At 45.2% G+C, this 20,372-nt stretch carries 20 protein-coding genes and 2 pseudogenes; 14 read left to right on the top strand and 8 right to left on the bottom strand.

Annotated features, from left to right (window positions below):
- From BUB85_RS17060 to BUB85_RS17025, 7 genes and pseudogenes are all read left to right on the top strand, one after another.
- Positions 1–214: pseudogene (locus tag BUB85_RS17060) on the top strand (IS110 family transposase); the annotation flags it as partial.
- A gap of 524 nt (positions 215–738) precedes the next feature.
- A complete protein-coding gene (locus BUB85_RS17050; RefSeq protein WP_073112722.1) occupies positions 739–1,641 on the top strand; it encodes a helix-turn-helix transcriptional regulator in 903 nt (300 codons plus the stop codon).
- A 204-nt stretch (positions 1,642–1,845) separates the two neighbouring features.
- A complete protein-coding gene (locus BUB85_RS21580; protein ID WP_159434673.1) occupies positions 1,846–2,409 on the top strand; it encodes a hypothetical protein in 564 nt (187 codons plus the stop codon).
- Positions 2,410–2,467: 58 nt separating this feature from the next.
- Positions 2,468–3,025: a M48 family metallopeptidase gene (locus tag BUB85_RS17040; RefSeq protein ID WP_073112719.1), complete on the top strand. Its 558-nt coding sequence runs from the start codon at positions 2,468–2,470 to the stop codon at positions 3,023–3,025.
- 115 nt (positions 3,026–3,140) lie between these two features.
- Entirely contained in the window at positions 3,141–3,731 is a 591-nt protein-coding gene (locus BUB85_RS17035; protein WP_073112717.1) for a class I SAM-dependent methyltransferase, read from the top strand.
- Between the two features lie 20 nt (positions 3,732–3,751).
- A complete protein-coding gene (locus BUB85_RS17030; protein ID WP_073112715.1) occupies positions 3,752–4,273 on the top strand; it encodes a hypothetical protein in 522 nt (173 codons plus the stop codon).
- A 171-nt stretch (positions 4,274–4,444) separates the two neighbouring features.
- Positions 4,445–4,831 (top strand): flavodoxin family protein, encoded by a 387-nt coding sequence (locus BUB85_RS17025; RefSeq protein WP_073112713.1) that lies wholly within the window; start codon positions 4,445–4,447, stop codon positions 4,829–4,831.
- Between the two features lie 145 nt (positions 4,832–4,976).
- Here the strand turns inward: BUB85_RS17025 and BUB85_RS17020 are convergent, their stop codons facing one another.
- The 6 genes from BUB85_RS17020 to BUB85_RS22225 are packed head-to-tail and all read right to left on the bottom strand — an operon-like array spanning position 4,977 to position 7,184.
- Positions 4,977–5,399, bottom strand: a complete 423-nt coding sequence (locus BUB85_RS17020) for an RrF2 family transcriptional regulator (protein ID WP_073112711.1) — start codon at positions 5,397–5,399, stop codon at positions 4,977–4,979.
- Positions 5,396–6,274, bottom strand: coding sequence for a 4Fe-4S binding protein (locus BUB85_RS17015; protein ID WP_073112709.1), 879 nt, complete (start codon positions 6,272–6,274; stop codon positions 5,396–5,398). Before BUB85_RS17015 ends, BUB85_RS17020 begins: the two co-directional genes overlap by 4 nt.
- 45 nt (positions 6,275–6,319) lie before the next feature.
- Complete coding sequence (locus tag BUB85_RS21815) at positions 6,320–6,466, bottom strand: CD1871A family CXXC motif-containing protein (RefSeq protein ID WP_200803589.1); 147 nt, start codon at positions 6,464–6,466, stop codon at positions 6,320–6,322.
- Position 6,467: 1 nt separating this feature from the next.
- Positions 6,468–6,848 (bottom strand): TlpA family protein disulfide reductase, encoded by a 381-nt coding sequence (locus BUB85_RS17010; RefSeq protein WP_242945470.1) that lies wholly within the window; start codon positions 6,846–6,848, stop codon positions 6,468–6,470.
- An 8-nt stretch (positions 6,849–6,856) separates the two neighbouring features.
- On the bottom strand, positions 6,857–7,027 hold the full coding sequence (locus BUB85_RS21575) for a hypothetical protein (RefSeq protein ID WP_159434672.1): 171 nt from the start codon (positions 7,025–7,027) through the stop codon (positions 6,857–6,859).
- A 25-nt stretch (positions 7,028–7,052) separates the two neighbouring features.
- Entirely contained in the window at positions 7,053–7,184 is a 132-nt protein-coding gene (locus BUB85_RS22225; RefSeq protein ID WP_278319607.1) for a hypothetical protein, read from the bottom strand.
- 459 nt (positions 7,185–7,643) lie between these two features.
- On the opposite strand from BUB85_RS22225, the gene BUB85_RS17005 reads away from it, so the two are divergent.
- The 6 genes and pseudogenes from BUB85_RS17005 (at position 7,644) to BUB85_RS16980 (ending at position 11,615) form a co-directional block, all read left to right on the top strand.
- On the top strand, positions 7,644–8,087 hold the full coding sequence (locus BUB85_RS17005) for a DUF3841 domain-containing protein (RefSeq protein ID WP_073112707.1): 444 nt from the start codon (positions 7,644–7,646) through the stop codon (positions 8,085–8,087).
- Positions 8,063–8,638, top strand: a complete 576-nt coding sequence (locus tag BUB85_RS17000) for a DUF3841 domain-containing protein (protein ID WP_073112705.1) — start codon at positions 8,063–8,065, stop codon at positions 8,636–8,638. Before BUB85_RS17005 ends, BUB85_RS17000 begins: the two co-directional genes overlap by 25 nt.
- Positions 8,639–8,775: 137 nt before the next feature.
- Positions 8,776–9,558, top strand: a complete 783-nt coding sequence (locus tag BUB85_RS16995) for a pseudouridine synthase (RefSeq protein ID WP_073112703.1) — start codon at positions 8,776–8,778, stop codon at positions 9,556–9,558.
- Between the two features lies 1 nt (position 9,559).
- A pseudogene (locus BUB85_RS22505) lies at positions 9,560–10,111 on the top strand (plasmid pRiA4b ORF-3 family protein); the annotation flags it as partial.
- A 138-nt stretch (positions 10,112–10,249) separates the two neighbouring features.
- A complete protein-coding gene (locus tag BUB85_RS22500) occupies positions 10,250–10,825 on the top strand; it encodes a cysteine hydrolase family protein (protein WP_073112724.1) in 576 nt (191 codons plus the stop codon).
- A gap of 163 nt (positions 10,826–10,988) precedes the next feature.
- The gene (locus BUB85_RS16980; protein ID WP_073112701.1) at positions 10,989–11,615 is read left to right on the top strand and encodes an MBL fold metallo-hydrolase; all 627 of its coding nucleotides are present in this window, start codon (positions 10,989–10,991) and stop codon (positions 11,613–11,615) included.
- Positions 11,616–11,708: 93 nt separating this feature from the next.
- Here BUB85_RS16980 and BUB85_RS16975 read toward each other — a convergent pair whose 3' ends face one another.
- Together BUB85_RS16975 and BUB85_RS16970 are read right to left on the bottom strand one after the other, a co-directional pair.
- Complete coding sequence (locus BUB85_RS16975) at positions 11,709–13,193, bottom strand: diguanylate cyclase (RefSeq protein WP_073112698.1); 1,485 nt, start codon at positions 13,191–13,193, stop codon at positions 11,709–11,711.
- 240 nt (positions 13,194–13,433) lie between these two features.
- On the bottom strand, positions 13,434–14,348 hold the full coding sequence (locus BUB85_RS16970; protein ID WP_073112696.1) for an RluA family pseudouridine synthase: 915 nt from the start codon (positions 14,346–14,348) through the stop codon (positions 13,434–13,436).
- A 294-nt stretch (positions 14,349–14,642) separates the two neighbouring features.
- On the opposite strand from BUB85_RS16970, the gene BUB85_RS16965 reads away from it, so the two are divergent.
- Complete coding sequence (locus BUB85_RS16965) at positions 14,643–20,039, top strand: leucine-rich repeat protein (protein ID WP_073112694.1); 5,397 nt, start codon at positions 14,643–14,645, stop codon at positions 20,037–20,039.
- Positions 20,040–20,372 lie beyond the last annotated feature (333 nt).

Genomic DNA, 20,372 nt, shown 5'->3' with positions numbered 1-20,372 from the left:
AGGTTCTGCAGACCTGCGAAAAACTCTTTTTCAGGTAATGGATGCCCTTATCAAAACCATGCCTCAGGATGACCCTGTTTATATGTTTCTTGATAAGAAGCGTGCTCAGGGGAAGCCCTACTATGTCTACATGACAGCTGGTGCGAATAAATTTCTTCGCATCTACTATGGTCGAGTGAACGAATATCTTTCAACTCTTCCAGAATCAAACTAATCCAAAACTCTCATTTTTTGACCAGCACGATGTGGTGGTCTTATTTTGATGCCTACTTTTCAACCTGTATAAAATTTTCAATGTTCTTTCAATTTAGCCTTGACTTTTTATTTGCAGGCTTATTATAAATGTTTTATAAATGTCGGTGCAAAATTAAAGTGTCTCAGGAATCTTTCGCCACTTAAAATAGAACTCTGCGTCATGCTCATTCACTTCACGCAGCACCCGGAATGGATTTCCGACTGCGATCACGTTGTCGCCTATGGTAAAAGTACCGGCAGCTTTCCTGTATTTCCTGCATTCCGGGAAGGATGCTATTGATGCTGCTTTTTGACTATGATATTATTATATTTCAGAAAATGTATTTTATCTATATAAATATTTCACAATGATATAACAATGTTTCAAGGACACATTGCTTTGACTGCCCGCTCTGCAGTTTTCACAGAAACAGCTTCGGGGAGCGGAACAGGGCGAGAGTTGCCATTACACAAGCAATTACGCCGCAAATCCGGGAGGAGTAGATGCAGATGCGGGTAGAATTAGATATCAAAAAGGATCAGTCAGAAAAAATCGCTTACAATATACCGGAATTTCCTGTTTATATCCGCAGGGGAATGTTGTCCGCGTATCCGGATTTTCACGCGATCAGTCATTGGCATGATGATATCGAACTGATTCTCGTGCAGTCCGGTCATATGGAATACCGGGTGAATGGCGAGACCGTCCGGCTGGAGGCTGGGCAGGGGATTTTTGTCAACACCAGACAATTTCACCATGGTTTTTCGAAAGAACGGGAGGAATGCATATTCCTCTGTGCGTTGTTTCACCCCATGCTGCTGTGCTCATCACCGTATGTGGAGAAACAATATGTCACACCGGTTATGGAGAATGCGGCCATGCCGTATTATGTGTTCGATCTGAACAGGGAAGAGGAACGGGAAGTGCCGGAACTGATTGAAGAACTATACCGCATTTCCACAGGAGAGTTGTTTGCGATGGAGGCGCAGCCTGTTCTTTTCGGCCTGTGGGAAAATCTGTTCCGGCTGTCCGGGCAGATGCAGGAAAAGTCAGTCCCGCAGAATAATAACCTGACAATTCTCAAGGAAATGATTCGCTTCATATATAAAAATTATGCGGAGAGGGTATCGCTGGAGCAGATCAGTCAGGCCGGAAAGGTGGGAAAGACGACGTGCTGTGCGATATTTAAGAAATACACAAACGAGACGCCGATATCATATCTGACCAATTACCGGCTGAAGAAAGGGATGGAGCTGTTGGAAACAACCGAGGAAAATATTTCGGAAATCTGTTTTGAGGTTGGCTTTTCGGGTGCCAGCTATTTCACGGAAACATTTCGCAAAACGTATGGCTGCACACCCAGTGAGTATAGACACGGGAATGTAAAATATATGTTAAATCCATAGAAAAACTTGCTTAAATAGTTTAGGGGAAATATAATAAATTAAATAGTCATGTTCGTTTCCTATTGTCAATAGTTGGTGGGGAATTGCTATGAGGTACTTTTTGAGGGAGCCGGGAGTGGAGGCAGGGGAGCCTCTGTTTGTGAGGTTCATGAAAAGTCAGGAAAATCAGAAACCGAATGCAGTGAATGAAGGAGGATACGAAAGATGAGCGAAGAGAATAATTACAGTGGAGAAATGGAAGAAAATCCGATGGAGGTCATACCGGCACAGGAGAAAGCCGTGGAGACGGAAATCAAGGTGGCAGAAACTGTGGAGGCAGAAACAGAGGTAGCCGAAGGCACAGCACTGGCAGAAGACTTGGGGGAGGAAGCTGAAATGACAGCAGCGGAGTTGGCTGTATCAGCAGTGATTGTGGAGGATAAGCAGATGAAACAGGGCAGTACTCAAAAAGGCGAAGAGAAGAAAGAAGAAAAGACCAAAAAGGAGAAAAAGAGTCAGAAAGATAAAAAAGCTTCGAAGAATTTAAAAGACAAAAAAGACAAAAAGGATAAAGAAGACAAAAAGGATAAAGAGGACAAAAAAGCAGAAAAGGTCGGAAAAAAGGCAAAGGGAAAGAAAGCAAAAAAGGAGAAGAAAAAGTTAAAGATTGACAAAAAGAAAGAGAAGAAAAAAGATAAATTAAAGAAAAAATCTAACGGGAAAAAGTCAGGGAAAAAGGGCAAAAAAACAAAAAAGACAAAAAATAAAAAATCGAAAGCAAAAAAATAAGAAGTAAAAAATAAAAAGTAAAAAGTAAAAAGAAAGAACGGTTCTAAAGGGCACACACATGATATCAAGGAATCACACATTTGAATACAACATCATTCGCAGCAGGCGAAAGACTCTGTCAATCACGATATCGGGAGACGGCGAGGTTATTGTAAAAGCACCGCTTCGGATGCTTTTGCAGGACGTGCAGCAGTTCGTCGAATCGAAGGAGCACTGGATTCTTTCCCGGCAGCAGGAAGTGCTGCGGAAAAAGGAAAATCATGCGGAAGAGAAAAAGCTGACGGCAGACATGCGGGCCCCGGATGGACAGACCTATCGGGAACAGGCCCGTCAGGCAATCATACCGCGGGTAAACTACTTTGCGGAGCGGATGGAACTCAGGCCGAACAGTATCCGGATCAAAGAGCAGAAGAGCCGCTGGGGCAGTTGTTCTTCCAAGCGGAATCTGAACTTCAACTGGCGTTTGGTGCTGATGCCGCAGGAGGTCATGGACTACGTGGTGGTGCACGAACTGTGTCATCTCAGGTATATGAATCACTCACAGGAATTTTGGGCATATGTGGAACAGATTATGCCAGATTACAGAAGATGGAAAAAATGGCTGAAGGAATATTGAGTATGGACTCATTCCTTCAGCTGCTTTTGGATAACACCTAAAAGGTCCTGATGCGTCGGGTCCTTTTTTATGCTATACTTTATACATAAGAAAAGAAAACCTGAGGGTAATCAATATGACAGAAAATGAGTGGGATAAATTACTGAAAATCAGGACGACGGGAAGAGATGATTCAAATGCGGATCAGTATCGCTACCCTTATGAACCGACGCCTTACGCAGTGTTGGAGAGACTCGCGAACAGCGGATATATTGGAAAGAAAAATATTTTGATCGATTATGGCTGCGGAAAGGGGCGAGCGGACTTCTTTCTGTCGTATCAGACAAGATGCAGGTCGGTGGGAATCGAGTATGATGAGCACATCCTGGACACGGCTGTTTCTAACACAAAGACAGCGGTGTTTTCTGGGAGAGTAACGTTGTACCAGCAGGATGCTGTGAAGTATCAAGTGCGGGAGGCAGACAGATTTTACTTTTTCAATCCATTTTCGGAGGATATTCTGCGTAAGGTGATTCATCGGATTCTGGAATCTTATTATGAGAATCCGAGAGAAATGCTATTGTTCTTTTACTATCCATCAGACGAATATATCTCCTATCTCATGACGGAAGTAGAATTAATGTTTTATGATGAGATTGATTGCCAGGATTTATTTGAGGGAAATAATGCGAGAGAGCGTATTACGATTTTTTCGGTGGGAGTTTAGTTTACAATTATGGAGTGTGTATGTATTTAATATCAATATATTTTGACAACAGGGCAAGCCAAAAACTGCAGAGACAAATTGATTTGATCGCCGAGCGGACAGGCAACATATTTATGACAGAGAATCGCGTGCCGCCGCATATGACCATTTCCCAGATCGAGGCGCGAAATGTAGACGTGCTGGTGCCGTATATGGAATCATTGAAGGGGAAGCTCGGACAGGGAGATCTGCAGTTTGTCTCGGTGGGAATGCTTCTGCCGTATGTGTTGTATGCGGCTCCGGTGATGAATGCGTACTTACTGGGATTATCGGGACAAGTGTTTGATGTTTTTTCCGGAATCCCGGAGACGGCGATCAGTAAGTACTATCAGCCGATGTCGTGGCTGCCCCATGTGACGCTTGGCAAGACCCTGTCGAAAGAGCAGATGACGGCAGCAGTTCAGGCGATGCAGGAAGGATTTGCGCCGTTTCGCGCGCGGGCGATGGAGATTGGACTGGCGAAGGTGAATCCACATGAAGATGTGGTGCGGTTTAAACTGTGAGTGTTTGATTTACAGCCAGAACGATACTTATATAAAGAATAAATGGAACACATGGAGGACAAAAATGATCAGGCCAATTATGAAGGATGTATTTTTTCTGAACCAGACATCAGAGCCGGTCACAGAAGCGGTGGAAAAATTATAACAGAGATAAATTATGGAGGTAACACAATGCAGATTTATTATTTCTCGAGAACTGGAAGAAGCAAAAAAATTGCAGAGCAACTGGCAGAGCGCTATGAAACGACAGCAAGAAAGATCGATGATCACAGGGATTGGCTGGGGAAAGTAAACTATATGAAGGCCGGAGCGATGGCCATGAGCGGGAAAATGGTACCGGCGGATTACGAGAAACCGGATCCGGATCAGAAGATTGTCGTTGTATTTCCGCTTTGGGCCAGCACCATGCCTCCGGCTGTGAAGACGTTTGTGACGGAGATTGGCAGTGGGAAGATTACGGCTGTTGTGACATCGCTTGGAAGTACTTTGAGAAAGCGTGATGATTTTGCGAAGGTGATTGATCTGGTTGGCGATCAGCTGGAGGCACCGGAAATATAACTTTATAAAAGATGTCCCCCGCTTTTAAATCAAGCAAAAGCGGGGGACATCTTTGGTTTAGCAGGAGCTGCAGTCTCCTGTTGAGATAGCAGCGAAGCTGCGTAAGATTACGAGTGAGTGGGAAAGCGAATTCCGAACGCCCAGTTTACAGGACATTATTCGGAAATATCAGTGCGTCGATATCCGTAATGGTCATCTCACTCAGCCGCTCAAAGCATGCCTGATTGAGCTGTGCATAAATGTCGTCCATCACGTCGCCCATTCCAGAGGCGATCTGGCAGTCCATGTCGATGGAGCCGGTTCGTTTGGATACATGGACCGGTGTCTCTCCAAGCGCATGTGCAACCATTTCCAATGTAACTGCGTCGGGTTCAGCGATAAAGTGGCATCCGCCGTCGATGCCCTCCTTGGTTGCGACAAACCCGGCCTTTTTTAATTTGGTTAAAATTTTGCGGATTCTTACGGGATTGGTGCACACGTTTTGTGCAATTTTCTCACTGGTCTGACAATCTTTTTTGTGATTCAGAAATACGAGAGTGTGTATGGCAATTGAAAATTCACTTGTCATTTTGCAGCCTCCTCTGTTTGTCTTTTCTTTTCTAATGTAGTGTGAATGCATCCTGTCGGGCAGGCCTTCCGGCATTTTCCACAGCGGATGCACTCCGCATTGTTGGGTGATTCGTACACCGGAATCTCCATCGGGCAGGCACGCTGACAGGCATGGCAGCCGATGCAGGACGATTCATCGATCCGAAAACGGTACAGAGCGATCGGGTTGAAGCATCCGTAAATGGCACCCAGCGGACAAAGATATTTGCAGAACGGGCGGTATACGAAAATGGACAGCACGAGGATTACAACTAACAACATGATTTTCCAGGTATACAGCCAGCCAATCGCGGACTGAAGTGACGGGTTGAGAAGCGGCAGTATAATGCCAGCCTCCAGTGTCCCGGCCGGGCAGATCAGTTTGCAGAACCAGGGAGAGCCCTGTCCGATAATGTCCAGCACGAACATTGGCATGATCAGGACGAAAACAACCAGAATAACGTATTTCAGAAATTTCAGGTAGCGGTGTCCCGGCAGATTGTTTCGTTTTCGTAAATGGAGTATGCGGGGCAGGGGGATTTTGTGAAGGAGGTCCTGCACCAGACCAAAGGGGCAGAGCCAGCCGCACACAAAGCGTCCAAAAAAGGCACCCACGATCATCAGGAAACCGATCACATAAAAGGAAAAACTAAAGTCGCGGCTGCCGAGGACCGCCTGCAGGGATCCGATGGGGCAGGATGCGAGTGCGCCCGGACAGGAATAACAGTTGAGCCCCGGGACGCACAGTGCCTTGGTGCTGCCCTGGTAGATACGTCCGTTGGTGAATCCCAGGACGTACCCATTAGTGAGAGCGGCGAAGCCTATCTGTACCCAGAGGCGGGGTGATTTTTTCATGGTCTTGTTCTCCTTGTGGTAATGTTGTTTATGGTTATATGTTTCTTATCCAATTCCGATGCACTCCAGACAGATGTGGATCGCTTTCTGCATGACCACACCTGCCTCGCCCCGCCACAGGCCGAGTGCGGTAAAAATGAGACCGCACAGAAGCAGGCTGCACCCAATCACATTTCGTTTCTTCTCAGCCATATTATTTCGTCACTTTCTTGAGGGTGTCGTCAATCAGCTTCTTCCAGGAGTCCTTGTCTCTTGCGCCGACCGCATTTCCGACGATGGTTCCGGTTTTGTCCACAAAGATGGTTTCCGGCACGGCGGACACATTTTTCAGATAAATATTATAGAGCTCCTTGTTCGGGACGAGATGGAGGTAGTTGGCACCGGTCTGTGCCACGATATCCTGCGCAGTCTTGAGCGTTTCCTCATCGGATACGTCGACGGGGATTCCGATGATCTGGACGTCGCTGCCGTCATATTCCTTTGCCAGTTCGCCAAGCTCCGGCATCTCCCGGATGCAGGGACCGCAGAAAGTACCCCACAGATTTACGACGGTCAGCTCTTTTTCAGCAAAAATGTTTTGGTTTACGTCATTTCCATCGAAATCCGTTGCTGTAAATGAACTAAATTCACCGGATAATTCTGCCGGTTCTTTATCTGCAGAATCAGAGTCTGTATTGTCAGCTTTGCTGGCATCTGCATCTGCTTTGGTGCCTGAACTGGCATCGGATTCAGCGCTGCTGTCTTTCTTGTCATCTGCTGCTGCAGCGAATCCGGAACCTCAGGTCCCTCCGCTGGTGGAATCTGTTGTTTTGCCTGATGCGCCTTCTTTCTGTCCGCATGCCACCGCGGTGAGTGTGAGGGCAAGTGCAGCCGTGATGAATAAAATACGAATATGTTTTGATAAATGCATAATCATGGTCTCCTCTCCATTTGTGCGTGACTTTCCGAAACCAGAGTGCGGAAAAACTCCGGGGCGGGATGGTGATTTGTAAAAGTCACATTTGGTTTATAGATACTTGTTACTGTAATAATAAATGTTACAGTTAAAAAAGTCAAGTGAATTAAACACACATAGTCATTTTTTTTCCCGCCGTTAAAAAATCATCATTGCCAAAATCGTAATAATCGCAATCAGACAAGCTGTATGTTACAACAACTTTAACATTAGAATCTTAAGATAACCTTTAGACAACCTGAGAAATAATTAATGGTAAAAATGTCGCTGCTGCGAGCACTGAGCGAAAATAGTGGTAAATGCTCCTGGAAACAATGCAGAAAATTATATCATATTCACTGCATTCAAACATGGAATGTGATATAATTTTTCATATAAATATTGCGGAGATATTACAAAAACAGGAGGATGTGTATGGAGGAGACAAAAATTACCACATCAATCCGGGTGTGGACGAAGCAGCATAAAAGTGTGCTGGACACTCTGCAGCAGACAGGACGCTATACCGCAAAAAGGGAATTTATCAAGATGGACATGGGGGAACATGCGGTGCTTCTGGAGTTGGAAATCGATCCGGTGCTTATCACATCCATCAATATTGCAAAATGGGGATGTATATTGAACTATTCTTATATTCCGGCAAATGAGGCCGATGCTGCGCGGCACCAGAAGCTGCTCGCCGATTACAGGATTAGCGATGCGAAGGCGTATATGTCCCAGTTCTATCCTGAGATAAAAAGAGAGATCGTGAATAGTTGGAGCAGATTGTTTGATGACTCTGTAAAGGTGGGAAATGACACCCGATACGGAAATGTATGGGAGCTGAGAAGAGAATGGATAAGGAATATCGTACAATAAGACTGTATTCCCCGCAGGCGAACGCCGTATACGAAGAGCTCTGCAGGGATGGAGTGTGCCACTCAAAACCGGAGTACGTAAAGAAAAAATATAAGGAAAGTGCACCGATATTTTTGACGGCATACGAATGGTTTGTGGCAGAGGCGCAGAAACTGGTTCCGAGACCGGAGGGGGCACAGTTCCCATACTGGGCGTTTGCCGATGAGCGGGCTGTGGATCAAGGAAAGGGAAGTCATCTTCTGGTGCTCGACGTGCCGGAGGATGAGGTGATTTTGTTCGACATGTATGACTGGAACCGCGTCGTACAGCTGAGTCTGATGGGTGAGACGCGGGAGGAAGAAATCCAGTACCACAAGCAGCTACAGGCTTGTGGCGTGAATGAAAATGATGTGATGCTCACCAGCTTTTATCCGGAGCAGAAGCGTCAGATCCAGGAGAGCTGGAGGCGGCTCTTCCGCTATGATGTGCAGCTGAAGGCCGGGAATACGGACGGAGTTGGCTGCGTGCAGGCCGGGCTGTGGCGCATAAAGAAGGAATGGGTGCAGGGATAGTAGAGCAAAAGAAGGCAATAGAAGGCTAACAAAGGCAGAAGAAATCAGAAGAAAACAGAAGGCAACAAAGGCAGAAGGTAACAGAAGGAAGAAGAAGGCAACAGAAGAAAAAGAGCGCAAAAGAAAGTAAAAGAAAAATGAGATTAGACAAGTATGTATCCCTGGCTCGGATCGGAACCCGGAAGAAAGTAAAAGAATACATTTACCGGGGGGAAGTTCAGGTGAATGGAGAGACGGTTCTGGTGCCTGCGCTGGAGGTGGACGAGAAGTCAGACGAAATCAGTTATTGTGGAAAAGTGATTTCCGGTATCGACAGGATTTGTTATATGTTTTACAAGCCGCAGGGATGCGTCACTGCGAAAAATGACGGGAATCACAAAACGGTGTTTTCGTATTTCCCAGAGCTGGACACGGCGGGACTCTTCGCAGTCGGCAGGCTGGACCGGGATACGGAAGGTCTTTTGCTGATCACAAATGACGGGGACTTGAATCATCGACTGATGAAGCCGGAACACCATGTGGAGAAAACCTATTTTTTTTGGGTGTTTGGGGCAATTGATGAAGCCGGAGTCCAGGCGGTCAGGCAGGGGATGGACATTGGGCAGGGCGAGCGTGCGAAGCCCGGCGAGATTGAGATCGTGGCTGCAGGGACGTACACGGAGCTGAGGGGGGAGATGGAGCGGGACGGCTGCCAGGTCGTGAAACAAAATCTTCACAGACAGGATGTGACGGCAGGGTACCTGACCATTTCAGAGGGGAAGAAGCATCAGGTGAAGCGGATGATGCGGAGCATCGGGTGCTATGTGGTGTATTTGAAACGGGTTTCGATCGGAAGGCTGAAGCTGGATGAAGAATTGGAAAAGGGTGGATACCGCGAATTGACTGCCTTGGAATTAGCGGAATATCGAGACCAGAATTAGGATGCCAAATGTTGTATGGATCGAAAGGAGAAATGTCTGTATGAAAGCTTACCAAATGAAAATCACAGTAAAAGAATCAAAGCCTCCGGTCTGGAGAAGACTGATCGTACCGGCTGGATTGAGTTTTTCGCAGCTCAGTATTATTTTAAATGAGGCGATGGGATGGACAGGGTACCACCTGGATTGCTTTACATTTAAAAAGCTTGGCGTGGAGTTTGAGGAAGAACCGGAGGATGATTTCTGGGGAGACGTAGACCAATACAACGCAGCTGAGTATATCATCGATCACTTTGTGGAGGAACAGAAGACATTTCTATATACGTATGATTTTGGAGATGAGTGGATCCATACGGTTGTTATCGAGAAGGTGCTGGATGACTACGATAAGAACTATCCGGAGGTGATAAAGTTTAAGGGCGACGCCCTCCCCGAGGACTGCGGTGGAATCTGGGGACATTATCATTTGATGGAGGTACTGCAAAATCCGGAGGATCCAGAATATGGAGAATTGAAAGAATGGTATGGAGATGCCGCAGATTATGCGTTCGATATTGATACGGTAAATGAAAATTTACAGGCGATGAAGCTCACAAAAAGGAAGAGCAAACCTCAGACCCGAAATGAGATTTACCAGAAGCTTGAAAAGGGCAAAGCATTTACGACGATAAGCGGAAAATATGATATAGAGGAAATGGACGAGGATGATTTCTGGGACTTTGATCCGTCGGATGAGCCGGCCGGAATTGGCAAGCTTTTGATTGTAGTCGATATGCAGAATGACTTTATCGACGGAGCTCTGGGAACGAAGGAGGCGCAGAAGATCCTCCCGGATGTTGTAGAAAAAATAAAAACGTTTGAAGGTCCGGTGCTCTTTACACAGGACACGCATGAGGAAAATTACCTGGAGACACAGGAAGGAAAAAAGCTTCCGGTGGAGCATTGCATACGGGAAACGGAAGGATGGAAATTGTATCCGGAGATTGCAGCGCTGGTGGGAGATGAGGAGAATATTATCGAAAAGCCCACGTTTGGAAGTGCGGAAATAGCGGCAATGCTGGGGAAGATGTCGGAGAAGTTCGAGATTGAATCCATCACATTGATCGGGCTCTGCACGGATATCTGCGTGATTTCGAATGCGATGACATTGAAGGCATTTCTGCCGGAGGTCCCGATCATCGTCGACTCGAAGTGCTGCGCCGGGGTGACGCCGGAAAGTCATGAAAATGCGCTGAGAGCGATGAGCGCGTGTCAGATTGAGATTGTGTAAATATAAATGTGGAGCAGAAAGCTTTGCCCGAAAAACAGCGAAGCGAATCGCGAGCGAACGTTTTGTATTCCGTTTCAGGTGTTGCTAAGTGCTGCTGGTACTTAGCAATGCAGTAATTATGCCAGGGCATAATTGTACTCAAACATGATAGGAGGAAAAATAATTGCTGGAGAACATAAAAGTATTGAGCCACAGCAGTATTCGGATCGAGGACGGAAAAGTCATGTATTTTGATCCGTTTCAGGTGGAGGAAGAGCCGCATGATGCAGATATCATATTTATCACGCACAGTCATTATGACCATTTTTCACCGGAAGATATTCAGAAAATCGTAAAAGAGGATACACTCTTTGTCGTGCCGAAAACAATTCTGGCGGATATAGAGATACTGCATCTCGGTGAAGACCGGATTTATGCACTCGCGCCGGGAGAACATACGACAGTCGACGGAATCCGGGTGGAGGCGGTTCGTGCCTACAATGTTGGCAAGAAATTTCATCCGAAGAGCAATGAATGGGTGGGGTATATTGTTTGCGCCGGCGCGATCCGCTACTATATTGCGGGAGATACCGACATGAATGAGGATAATCTGGGGGTAAAGTGTGATGTGGCACTGGTGCCGGTCGGCGGGACGTATACCATGGATGCAGAACAGGCTGTTGAGTTTGTCAATATTCTGGCGCCGAAGGCGGCAGTTCCGACGCATTATGGAAGTATTGTCGGGGAAGTGAAAGACGCGCAGGATTTCGTGAGGAATGTATCCGGTAATGTTCAGGCAGTAATAAGGTAAAAACAGACAGAGAAAAGCGGATTCTGAGTATCCGCTTTTCTCTGTCTGTTGTATGAATGGGAAAATAAAGTTAGGATGGTCTCCAAAATCATACTATTTTCTCGTGGCATTTGCGACTCTTTTTTTCAGGATCTCTGGAACAAAAGGCTTTGAGACAATATCGGTGACGCCGAGCTGCAGACAATGCAGCTTTGTGTCTTCGTCCGAACTGATGGCGATAACCGGAAAATGATTTATGCAGTGCTGCGTCTCCAACCAGTCCAGAATCAGGAATCCGCCCATCTCCGGCAGCATCATGTCAAGCAGCATAATACTGATGATATTCTGGTGTTTTTCAATGAGTTCGATAGCCTCTTCCCCATTTTCCGCTTCCAGAATGTCAAAGTTATCTTCAAACAGGGAACGGATAATGGACCGGTTAATTTCGGAGTCATCAACGATGAACATGATTTCTGTATTTCCAATCTGTTTATGATAATCCGCAACACTCATGATCGTGCCGTGATTTTTTCCTGTTTTTTTTGCGAGATAGAGAATCTTGTCGGACATCTTAAACAGCGAGATGTAAGGAATGTATTCGGAGCCCTTTAAGATCGCACCATAGGAGCAGGTTGCGTTGACATTAATTTTGTTGGCCAGAAGTTTGCGGAAACGGTCGTTTAGCCGCTCCATTTTTTTCGCGACCAGAGCGCTGTCAGACAATCCTTTCATCAGAACGAGAAATTCATCTCCACCGATTCGACCTACAAGATCCGTTTCGCGGAATGTATGCTGAACCGCTTCGCCAAACATGCTCAGAACCTGATCACCTGCGTAGTGGCCCTGGCTGTCATTAATATTCTTAAAATTGTCGATGTCGATCACAATCAGAGTACAATTCTCGGCAGAAGATTCTTCCAGGTATGTAAAACATTTTTTCTCCACAGTGGATTTGTTAAGAATACCTGTCAGATTGTCCTGAGTACTCCGCGCAACAATCTCACGTTTATCCTTGTTATCCTGTGCTCTCAGGTTTGTTACAATCCATGAAACCATGATACCGAATATCAATCCGGCTAATCCGTTGAAAATATTGCTCCCCTGCATCTCCGGAACAATGTATTGTTTGTTCATAAAGAGGAAAACCAGAAATGAAAAAATCAATACCAGAATATTTTCATGAAACGGAACAATGAGCAGTACAGGCAGAACAATCATGGCCGCAGTCACCAGAGTGGCAGAGCTTTCCGGATAGGGGACCGTATTGATGTAGATGATCAGCCCCATGATAACAATCATAAAAGTCAGAACCATGGTGTGAATGATTCCATAAGAACGGTGCGTCTTTTGTTTTTCATAGAAGCTGAATAAAAGTGTAATCAAAAAGAACGGCAGAAACAGCCAGTGACCGATGGTGATAAACCAGGATGGCACGATAAATGGTGTGACAATCAATAATAATACAACAATGGGCAGCCCAAATAAGGATACAGACAGGAGTAAAAGAGTATTTTTATCTGCAATTTCATCTTTTGAATCTTTAAAATAATGATGCATTTGCTGAAATGACTCAATTAATGCCTGTTTTAACATTTTCATAGTATTTTCTCCCAATATTTTTACTATGCATTATTTTAGCACGAAATACTTTCAGCGTAAAGCGGGCATTCTCAATAAGTTGAACGTCTGTAAGCATTCCCCCACTTCAAGTGCGTAGAGCACTAAGTTATGGGTAAGGGGGACGCTTGTTTCAGCAGGGGATTAAAAGCCCTTGCTGAAAGGCAGCGTAGCTGCAGGTTGTTCATGAGCAAGTAGCAGAGCGGATTGCGAATGTCCGCTTTACGCGGATTCTACGGCTGAATCGGATAATTGAATAATCCGTGCCATATCTTCCGGCAGAGACGCGGTGAAGGTCATCGATTCTCCGGTGATCGGGTGCGGAAAGGAAAGGCGCCAGGAGTGCAGCGCCTGCCGGGAAATCAGACTCATGTCCGGATTGTAGAGATAGTCCCCGATGAGTGGAAAACCAAGGTGCTTCATGTGAATCCGAATCTGGTGAGTGCGCCCGGTTTCCAGCTCGAGCAGAACCAGACTGTGTCCGCGCTCTTCCTTTAACGTGCGGTAGTGGGTCACGGCACGCTCTCCCCGTTCGAAGTCCACGATACGCTCAATGATGGAACCTGGCTTTCTGGAGAGCGGTGCGTCTATGATCCCGGAAGCCGGAGTGACCATCCCTTTTACAATTGCCAGGTATTCTCGTCTGATTACCTTGTTCTTGGCCATCTGGGAAATCAGGTTGGCACTCACCATGTGCTTGGCGACGACCGTCAGCCCGGAGGTGTCCTGATCCAGACGGTTCACACAGCGGAAGACAAAAGGCTGTCCCTTGGCCTGATAGTAATAGGCCAGACCATTTGCGACGGAATACGTGTAGTGATTCAAGGATGGGTGAATGGGCATGCCGGCGTCCTTGTTGATGACAACGATGTCCTCGTCCTCATAGACGATGTGGAGAGGGATGTCGATGGGCGGAACATTCTTCGAGCATTCCAGTTCCCGGATGTGGATTGTCAGTACTTCTCCGGCGGTCAGCAGATGGCAGAGACGCCGGGGCGTGCCGTCCACGAGAACGCTGTCCGGCATTTTCTTCAGTTCGGTTAGATTTTGCCGGGAAAAGCCCCTGTGCCGCAGGTATTGTTTAATCTGTAAGCCGTCGCTGGGGGCGGAGATCTGGTAGGTGAGTGTTCGGTTCATGGTTGGCTTCCTTTATGGGATAAAGTGAATTTGAAAGTTTGATCGTTTGCAGGCATGCTCAACTTCAAGTGTGCAGAGCAGATCCCGAATGTCCGTTTTACGAGTTTTAGTGTAATCATAACAGAGAATTTGAAATGAGGCAAATGGAATGGCGAGGGTGAAGTGATTGCAGTGGCAAGTTTTAGGAAAATTATGTCAAAAACAACGCAGATTTTGCAGATGGGATTGTGAAAAATGTGTGAATACATTAGAATAATTATATGAGCAAATTAGTGGATATGAGGAGGTATTGGAATGCAGAAAATGAGGAGGGTGATCACGCTGTTACTTTCGTTGATATTGGTGATTAACACGCCATGTCTTGCTTTGGCGGAAGATGTACAGCAGGGTCAGATACAGGTGTTGCCGGATGAAACACAAATGGAGGAGTCGGAAGAGGTTTCGGAATCTGAATTTGACTATGAGGATGAGATGACAGGTCTGTCATATGATATTTTATCAGAAGCTGTGGATGAAGAGCCCGGAAGTGTAATTTTGATGAAAGCATATGAGCAGCGTGATGAGAGTGATGAAAATTACGGAAAATTTATTATTCCTGAAACGATCGAGATAAATGGGGTCAGCTATCAGGTCATAGAAATTGCAGAAGATGCTTTTCTGGAGATACAGCACCCAGTATTGTACTGCAATGCAGGAAGTATTGGCGAGACTTATGCAAAGAATCTTGAATATAATGTCAATATAGAGGGGTTTCAATTGAATACGTTGGAAGAAAAGATGGCAGAAGGAGAAATGTTTCAGTTGGAAATCATAGAGACAGATATTCTGCTGTCTGATGCCGACAATATTTTATGGGAAACGGCAGATGAGGCTGTAGCTGTTGTTGGTAACGATGGACGAGTTGAGGCTGTTGCGGAAGGTGAGACAACGATCACCTGTGAGATTCAAGGACTGAGTCGAGAAGTAAGTATCTCTGTGAAAGCAAAAGAAGAGACAGAAGAGCCGGACATAAGCAAGGAGACCGAAAAAGAAAAAGCGAGAAAAGAACCTGGGCAGACTACAGCCGAACCGAAAGTTCCTGGGGATGCATCCGCTTTGTCATCAGGGATATTCACATATACAATGCTAGAGAATCAGAAAGTATGTATAACGGGAACGATCTATGATAATGAACCATGGGACATCAGAAAAAATATTTTTCAGCTTTCAGTGCCTGAAACAATTGACGGCTATCCAGTTACAACAATTGGAAATGGCGCATTTACAAGAGTATCAGAACTAATAAAAGTTGTATTGCCTGAATCTATCGTTGAAATCAGGAGGGAAGCTTTTCGCGGATGTACGAAATTATGGGATGTTGCATTGCCATCAAAGCTTGAAAAGTTGGGATGCAGTGCATTTGAATCCACTGCCATCACAAAGGTAACAATTCCAGCAGGTCTTCAGATGGATGAATATGTCGGGGGCGTGGCTTATCCGGGGCCATTCCGTTGGTGCTCACAGTTAAAGAACGTGGAATTTGCCGCTGGTACGACCAGCATAGAACGCTGTATGTTTCTAAACTGTTCTGGTCTGGAGGAAATTGTGATTCCGGATACTGTGAGCAAAATAGAATGGAATACATTTGGAGGTTGTTCAAATTTAAAATCAGTTACGCTTCCTGCAAGCATCAAAGCAATTGGAAACCGTGCGTTTTCGAATTGTACTTCATTACAGAGTGTAACTCTGCCGTCTGAATTAGAAGTACTGGACGTTGGTGCCTTTTCAAACTGCACAAGTTTATCGACGATTAACATTCCAAAAAATATAGAAGCGGGAGCGTATGTAGGGGGGAATTATCAATATCCAGGGCCTTTTTCGGGCTGCACCAGCTTGAAAACGGTGACATTTGATAAGGGAACAACGAGATTGCCGGTGCATTTGTTTAATAACTGTGATGGTCTTGAGCGGATTGAAATACCAGCTGAGGTCAAGACAATCCCGGGCGGCTTGTGTTATGGATGCGACAACCTGAAAGAAATCATCATTCCAAAAAGTGTGACGAGAATTGAATATGATGCATTTAGAAACTGTAAAAGTCTCGTAAAGGTTGAAAACCTGGGATCAACCACCGATTTAGGTGCGTGGGCATTTGGTGGATGTACCAATCTTGAAACAATTCAGCTTCCGGATACTTTAGAAACAATTGGGCAGGGAGCTCTATCCTACACACAAAAAATGACAAGTATTACCATACCAGACGGTGTAACATACATTGGAAAAGAAGCCTTTAAGGAAGATGATGCATTGACTGCTATGCCTGTTATGAACGGGGTATCCAATATCGATTCTTATGCGTTTTACATGTGTGATAATTTATCCAAGATTATATGGCCGCCTAAACTAAAATGGCTGGGAGAAAGTGTATTTGGGAAATGTCCAAAATTAACTGAAATCACATTTCCAAAGACACTGAAATGGACCGATTGTGAAATGATCTATGCATGTGAAAATCTGAAAAAAGTTTCCTTCGAAAAAGGATCGCAAGAAATTTATAGGGGGATGTTCGGCGGAAGTGTTGGCCTTGAAGAGGTTGAAATACCGAATACAATAACAAAAATAGGTGCATGGGCATTTCGAGCATGCTACAATATTAAGGAAATAACGATTCCTTCTTCTGTGACAGAAATAGGAGATCACGCATTCTACGACTGTACGGGGTTGACGAAAATAACAGTGCCATATCAGGTGAAATACATTGGGGATTATGCGTTTACAAATTGTGAGAATGTAACCGTTTATGGTTACGCAGGTTCAGCGATACATACGTACTGTAAGGAAAATAATATCAAATTTGTGTCCACCGGAGCAGTTAATAAGCTGACGCTGGATGCGAATGGGGGATATTTCCTCAGCAATAATAAGAAGACCACAAAAAAAACAAAGACCGTTTATAAGGATAAGACCTATGGAACACTCGCCACGCCGACAAGAAGTGGGTACTGTTTCAGCGGGTGGTACACTGCAAAATCCGGAGGGACAAAGATTACATCGTCCACAAAGGTGACAGTCAGCAAGGCGCAGACGCTTTATGCCCGGTGGACCAAAGGTGGTTATCTCACGTACAAACTGAACGGCGGTAAAAACAGCAGTAAGAATCCGTCATATTATTACGCATCCAAAGGAGTTACATTTTCCTCACCCACCAGAACCGGGTATACCTTTAAAGGATGGTATACCGACAGCAAGTTCAAGGAGTCTACCCGAATCCAATCAATTGCCAAAGGAAAAAGTGGAAACAAAACGCTTTATGCAAAATGGGCAGTGAACACATATACAATTCGATACAATAAAAATGGCGGTTCGGGGACCATGAAGGACACCACTTCCTGCAAATATAATTCTTCGGCTGCGCTGCGATCCAATACATTCAGCAGAACGGGCTACACATTTGCGGGCTGGGCAAAAACGGCATCGGGGAGTGTGGCATATAAAAACAAAGCAAGTGTAAAGAACCTGAGCAGTAAAAATGGCGCAGTGATCACGTTGTATGCGCAGTGGACACAAAATCGTTATTCGATTCGCTATAACAAAAATGGCGGCTCGGGGACCATGAAGGATACTACCTCCTGTAAGTATGATTCTTCCGTTGCGCTGCGATCCAATACGTTCAGCAGATCAGGCTATACATTTGCGGGCTGGGCAAAGACGGCATCGGGAAGTGTGGTCTATAAAGACAAAGCCAGTGTGAAGAATCTGAGCAGTAAAAATGGTGCGGTGGTTACCTTGTATGCCAAGTGGAAGAAAAATCAGACCATTAGTGGAAGCAGCACATTTACAGAGGCAGTTGGTGGCAGTACATTTTCGTTGGGAGCCAGTGGAAAGGGAAAGTTGACTTATCAGTCTTCGGATGAAAAAGTGGTGAAGGTCTCCAGTACCGGGCGGGTTACGATTGTCGGAATCGGAAATGCGACGATTACCATTCGCGCGGCTTCGACTACCACATATAATGCGGCCAGCAAAAAGGTGACGGTCAAAATTATTCCAAGAAATATCGGCACGATCACCACAAGTACACCAAATGTCTCAGGGATATTTACCGTAAAATATACGTATGCAAAGACGAGTGAGATAACAGGATATCAGATTCAGTATGGAACAAAATCGACATTTTCATCGGGGACATATAAATATGTGTGGACCGGAAAAAATGAATTGTCAAAAACCATTGATAAGTTGTTAACCCTTGACTGCTATGTCCGGCTGCGGGCCTATAAGACCTTGGCTGATGGAACGAAAATCTACGGAAACTATTCGGAAACTAAAAAAGTACATGTTCATCAGACAACAACAGTAGGGTATGAGTCCATCGATGCGTCTACACATTGGCGCCGCAACGAGGGAATCTGTATCTGCGGAAAAAAGACAAGTGTACCCGCAGTGCAGGAAACACATACTTTTGTGAGTGGCATTTGTACGAAATGTGGATACAAGAAAGAGAATTATATTGCGGCACAGTTTAAGTCATCGGTAGGGAATCAAAATGTAAGAACTATTGGAGCAAAGTATGCAGATTCTATGTTTGCAGGTTCCGCCTATGATTCTAATTCTGATCTGGCAAAGCTGTCGATGATCGGAGCCACCACAGCTTATGTGAAAGACTATGCAGAAAGCTTTTTGAAAAACTGTGGATTTCAGGGGATTGTAACGCAATACTCGGCTGCGGCAGGCGGCTCGGATTTGAGTGCACCGACCAAAACGGATAATGACCACGTTCAGATTACAATGGGCTGGAAGGACATGACTGACAGCAGCGGAAATACCTGCAGAGTTTATGCAGTTCTGGTAAAGGGAACTTCTGGAAATTATGAGTGGATCAGTAACTTTAATATGGGAGAAACAAAAGGTGTACATCAGGGTTTCCAAAATGCGGCGGACGAAGTGACTACATTAACAGCAGGCTATGTGCAGAAACACAATACCTCTAATGGAAAGAAAGTGTGGGTAACAGGACACAGCAGAGGAGCAGCCGTAGCAAACCTTGTGGCAGCAGCACTGAACCCGATCTATGGCGGCACAAATGTATTTGCCTATACCTATGCCACACCTCGAACGACCGGGAATCCACAGAAAGGGAGTTCATATAATAACATAAGAAACTATTTGAATCCTGGGGATTTTGTGACAGAGGTGGCGTTGGAACAGTGGGGATTCGAGCGACATGGTCAGGATATTACACTGGATCAAGAAGTCAGTTCGACCATGCAGGAGAATTTTCTAAATCTTGCAAATTCAGCATATGGTGGATTTGACGTGGGTGGAAAGAACTCACTTGTAAATGCATTTGCTGACTATGCGCCTTCACAAGAAGCCTATAATAAAACAAAAGTAAGTGAGGTAGCTGTCAGTAAAGAGATGGAACAATTCTCATATGACAAACCAATTATAAAGAAATTCGATGGAACAAAAGAAGTGACATATATTAAAACAGAAGTAGGACCCATTCTGTTGTGCAAGGATGGGTTGGCCCTGGTCTTAGCGAATGATCCGTCGGGGTTGAAAAATACACTTTTGTATGGAGCTGATAATCCAACTTCGTTAAAAATTGTTGCAAAAATGGTAATTGATGGAAAACTAAACAATCAATTTGCACATGCACACTGCCAGGAAGCATATATCAGTTGGTTGGAGGCAATGTATCCGGAAAACTAAAACAAAAAGGGCTGTCAAGCGTTTTTGAAAATGTCCCAAAATAAGTGAAACATTAGCCCCGGTTTTTACTGGGGCTGTTTTAATAGAATTAAGTAGTTCTTGTGTTAAGGTAAATTAGTTTCAAAATTATTTCTTGGTATCACAACTAAGCCCTTTGGTGGCATAGGGATCTGCCCTATGTACCTTCAAGGGACCAGTCTCTTGACCCATAATCCCTCGCCGGGATGGCAGGGAAAGGGACGGTGTTCCGTTCCTGATCAAGAGGGGAATCCACGATTCTCTTGATATAAGATTCCGCTCTGCCTATTTAAGCAGATATTTGTTCATCGTCAT

The organism is Hespellia stercorisuis DSM 15480 (assembly GCF_900142165.1).
Taxonomy (GTDB): Bacteria; Bacillota; Clostridia; order Lachnospirales; family Lachnospiraceae; genus Hespellia; species Hespellia stercorisuis.
This window is presented reverse-complemented; position numbering and strand designations above follow the sequence as displayed.